Source organism: Amycolatopsis sp. NPDC049252, assembly GCF_043197175.1.
GTDB lineage: Bacteria > Actinomycetota > Actinomycetes > Mycobacteriales > Pseudonocardiaceae > Amycolatopsis.
Genome location: NZ_JBICSQ010000174.1, coordinates 1 through 4,209 on the forward strand (window position 1 = coordinate 1; position 4,209 = coordinate 4,209).

At 71.1% G+C, this 4,209-nt stretch carries 4 protein-coding genes; all 4 read left to right on the forward strand.

The annotated features are described in order from the left end of the window. On the forward strand, positions 1-973 hold a 973-nt coding region (locus ACGFMK_RS48845; protein ID WP_392778893.1), incomplete at its 5' end, for a carbohydrate ABC transporter permease. Then, on the forward strand, positions 970-1,800 hold the full coding sequence (locus ACGFMK_RS48850; RefSeq protein WP_392778896.1) for a carbohydrate ABC transporter permease: 831 nt from the start codon (positions 970-972) through the stop codon (positions 1,798-1,800). The genes ACGFMK_RS48845 and ACGFMK_RS48850, both read left to right, overlap by 4 nt. A 3-nt stretch (positions 1,801-1,803) precedes the next feature. Then, positions 1,804-3,246 (forward strand): glycoside hydrolase family 3 protein, encoded by a 1,443-nt coding sequence (locus ACGFMK_RS48855; RefSeq protein WP_392778899.1) that lies wholly within the window; start codon positions 1,804-1,806, stop codon positions 3,244-3,246. An 88-nt stretch (positions 3,247-3,334) separates the two neighbouring features. Further along, complete coding sequence (locus ACGFMK_RS48860; protein WP_392778901.1) at positions 3,335-4,105, forward strand: SH3 domain-containing protein; 771 nt, start codon at positions 3,335-3,337, stop codon at positions 4,103-4,105. Positions 4,106-4,209: the final 104 nt, after the last annotated feature.

Here is a 4,209-nt window from a genome sequence, read left to right on the forward strand (position 1 = left end):
CAATGTGACGATGCCGGCGGGGGCGACCCCGCCGGCATCGCCGCGCGCCACGGGGGTCAAGAAGCGCAGGCGGGGCCGGTTCGGCGACCGGGTCCTCCCGTACCTGCTGCTCCTGCCCGCCGTCGCCGCGATCCTCGTCCTCCTCGCCTGGCCGCTCGTCCAGGTCCTCGCGATCAGCTTCCGCAAGCTCGACGTCGGGCAGCTCGTCTCCGGCAAGACCGTCTGGATCGGGTTCGACAACTACACGAACACGCTGACGGACCCGGACTTCTGGACGATCACCGTCCGCACGGTGGTCTTCACCGCCTCCATCGTGGCCGCCACCATCCTCGGCGGCCTGCTGCTGGCGGTGCTGATGCGCCACCTCGGCCCGGTTGTCCGGGTCATCGTCCAGGTGACGCTCGTGCTCGCCTGGGCGACCCCGGTGATCGCCACGACCACCGTGTTCCAGTGGATCTTCGACGAGCAGTACGGCATCCTCAACAAGACCCTCGACCGGCTCGGGTTCCACAGCTTCATCGGGTTCTCGTGGTTCTCCAGCGGGGCGAGCACGCTGTCGGTGATCGGGCTGCTCATCGTGTGGCAGGCCGTGCCGTTCGTGACGTTCTCGCTCTACGCGGGCCTCCTCGGCGTCCCGCAGGAGCAGTACGAGGCCGCCGGCATGGACGGGGCCGGGCCGTGGCAGACGTTCCGCGCGGTCACCTGGCCGTCCATCGCGCCGATCACCACGATGGTGACCTTCCTGTCCGTGCTCTGGGACTTCAACGCCTTCGCCCAGATCTGGGCGATCCGCGAGGGCGGCCCCGACGGCGAGAGCACCACGCTGGCCGTCGTGCTGTACCTCAAGGGCATCGCGGGCAACCACTTCGGCGCGGCGGGGGCCATCGCGGCGCTGATGCTGATCCTGCTCGCGCTCATCACGGGCCGGTACATCCAGCTGCTCGTCCGGACCCCGGAAGGTGATCTCAAGTGAGGAAGTCGCTGCCGCAGCGGATCGTGCTTTCGGTCGTCGGGCTGGTCGTGGCGCTGCTGATCCTCTTCCCGACGTACTGGATGTTCGTCACGTCGCTGAGGACGCCCGGTGAGATCCTCTCGCCCAAGTACGACCTGATCCCGACGTCGTTCTCGTTCGGCAACTTCGCCACGGCGCTGGGCCGGGACAACTTCCCGACGTACCTGCTCAACAGCCTGATCGTCACGGTCGGCTCGGTGCTCTGCGCGCTGATCGCCGGGACCCTGGCGGCGATCCCCCTGGCGCGGCTGCGCTTCACCGGCCGCCGGGGGTTCCTGCTGCTGGTCATGGTGTCGCAGCTGGCCCCGACGTCGGCGCTGTTCCTCCCGCTGTTCCTGCTGATGCGGGACGCGGGGCTGCTCAACACCCTGCCGTCGCTGCTGCTGATCTACTTCGCGACCACGCTGCCGTTCACGGTCTGGATGCTCTACGGCTTCGTCAACGGGATCCCGTACGAGCTGGAGGAGGCCGCGATGATCGACGGCTGCAGCCAGACGGGCGCCTTCCGCCGGGTGACGCTGCCGCTGCTCGCGCCCGGGCTGGTCACCACCTCGGTGTTCAGCTTCATCACGGCGTGGAACGAGTACCTGTTCGCGCTGGTGTTCATCCGGGACAAGCAGAAGGAAACGCTGCCGGTGTGGCTGGCGACCTTCCGCACGGCGTTCGCGACCGACTGGGGTGGCGTGATGGCCGCGTCGGTGATCTACGCGGTCCCGGCGCTGGTGTTCTTCCTGATCGTGCAGCGCAAGCTCGTGGCCGGCGTGGCCGCCGGCGCGGTGAAGGGGTAGCCGGTGACCAGTCCCGAGAAGCTCGCCGAAGCCGTCGTCCTGCCCGGTTTCGCCGGCACCACGGCGCCGGGCTGGCTGCGCCGCCGGGTCGCCGACGGGCTGGGCGGGGCGATCCTGTTCGGCCGCAACGTCGTCGACGACGAGCAGGTCGCCGCGCTCACCGCGCAGCTGCGGGGTGAACGCGACGGCGTCGTCGTCGGGATCGACGAGGAGGGCGGCGACGTCACCCGCCTCGACGTGAACACCGGATCGTTCGTGCCGGGGCCGCTGGCCCTCGGCGCGGCCGACGACCCGGAGCTGACCACCGCGGTCGCCGCCGCGCTCGGCGAGCGGCTCGCGGCCTGCGGCGTCACGATCGACCTGGCGCCGTGCGCGGACCTGACCCTGGCGGCCGAGGACCCGATCATCGGCGTCCGGGCGTTCGGGTCCGACCCGGCGAAGGCGTCACCGCACGTCGCGGCCTACGTCACCGGCCTGCAGAAGTATGGTGTCGCGGCGTGCGCGAAGCACTTCCCGGGCCACGGCGCGGCGACCGAGGACTCGCACGTGGCCCTGCCGGTGCTGCCGCGGACTTTGGCGGAACTGCACGAGATCGAGCTGGTCCCGTTCGCCGCCGCGATCCGGGCGGGGGTGCGCGCGGTGATGACCGGCCACCTGGTCGTCCGGGCCTGGGGCGACGAGCCGGCGACGTTCAACCGCACGGCGCTGACCGACGTCCTGCGCGGCGAACTGGGCTTCACCGGCGCGGTCGTCACCGACGCGCTGGAGATGGGCGCGGTGTCGGGCGGGTACGGCCGCCACGACGGTCTCGGCCTCTCGGCGGTCCGGGCCCTGAAGGCGGGCGCGGACGCGCTCTGCATCGGCGGCGCGGCGTTCGAGGCCGACGCCCTGGACGCGATCAACGCGGCGATCGTGGCCGCGGTCGTGTCGGGGGAGCTGCCGCTGGAGCGGCTGGCGGAGGCGGCGGAGCGGACGGCGGCGCTGGGCACCGACCCGGCCCCGGCGACGGTCGGCCCGGTCGACCGCCGCCTCGGCCTGGAGGCGGCCCGCAAGGCCCTGCGCGTCACCGGCGAGCCCCGGCTCGACGGGCCGCCGCTGGTGGTGGACGTCGAGACGGAGCCGACCATCGCGGCCGGCCCGATGCCCTGGGGCCTCGGCGCGCACCTGGCCGAGCTGGTACCGGGCACACGGGCGATGACCGCGGGCCCGGACGACCTCGACGCGATCCTCGAAGCGGCGCAAGGGTTCTCGAGCGTCGTCGTCGTGACGCGCGAGGCGCACCGGCACCCGCGGGTGCGTGCCCTGCTCTCGGCGTTGTCCACTGTGGACTTCATCCGCGTCGAGACGGGTGTGCCGGGACCGGCGGACGGCGACGGCCCGCGGCTGGACACGTTCAGCGGCTCATACGTCAGCCTGCGCGCGGCGGCCGAGTACCTGGCCCGATAGCGGGTACACGGGCGTCCCGGCGTTTGTACGGGGCTTGTACCGGCGCTCGTCACTCTGTCCTCACACCAGAACGACGGAGGACGGACAAATGAGAATTCGCATCGGCAAGCGTGCGGCCGGGGTGGTCGGCATCGCCGCGGCGATCGTGCTGGTCGGGGCCACTCCGGCGCTGGCGGCCACCGGCACGGTGCACACCGATTCGGGTGCGCCGCTGACCGTGCGCTCGTCGCCGAGCACCGGCGCGAGCTCGACCGGGACGGTCGCCGACGGCACCGCCGTGGACATCGACTGCCAGACCACCGGCGAGTCGGTCACCGGCAAGTACGGCACCAGTACCGTCTGGGACCACGTCCCGGGCGGCTACATCACCGACACGTACGTCTACACCGGATCCGACGGCCGGATCGCGCCGGACTGCACCGACGTCCCGCCGCCGCCGGCGTCGACCTGCACGACCTCCGGGCTGAACGACCTGAACACCTGCGCCCAGGCCGTCGCGAAGGCGAAGTCGCGCGTGCACACCAACAACGACTCGTCCTACGACGGCTGGTGCGACCGCATCAACGCGCAGAACTACGGCTTCACCGCGAGCGGCTCGGAAACGGCGTACGTGCACTGGACGCAGATCCCGGCCCAGTACAAGCACGCGGGCAGCACCGACGTCCCGGCCGGCGGCCTGGCGTTCTTCTCCAACGGCGGCTCGGGCCACACGATGATCTCCATCGGCGGCGGCAAGTTCCTGTCGAACGACATCAACGGCGCGGGCACCTACACCGAGACGACGATCGCGCAGATCAAGAGCAAGTGGGGCCAGACCTACCTCGGCTGGTCGCAGCCGTGGTTCAAGGTGAACCACTGACCTCCTGACGCGCACGCTGCGGGCAAAGCCGTGAATGGCCCATTGAGGGACTCAGAGTCCCTCAATGGGCCATTCACGGCGTTCGGGTGGGGATCGGGGCAGCG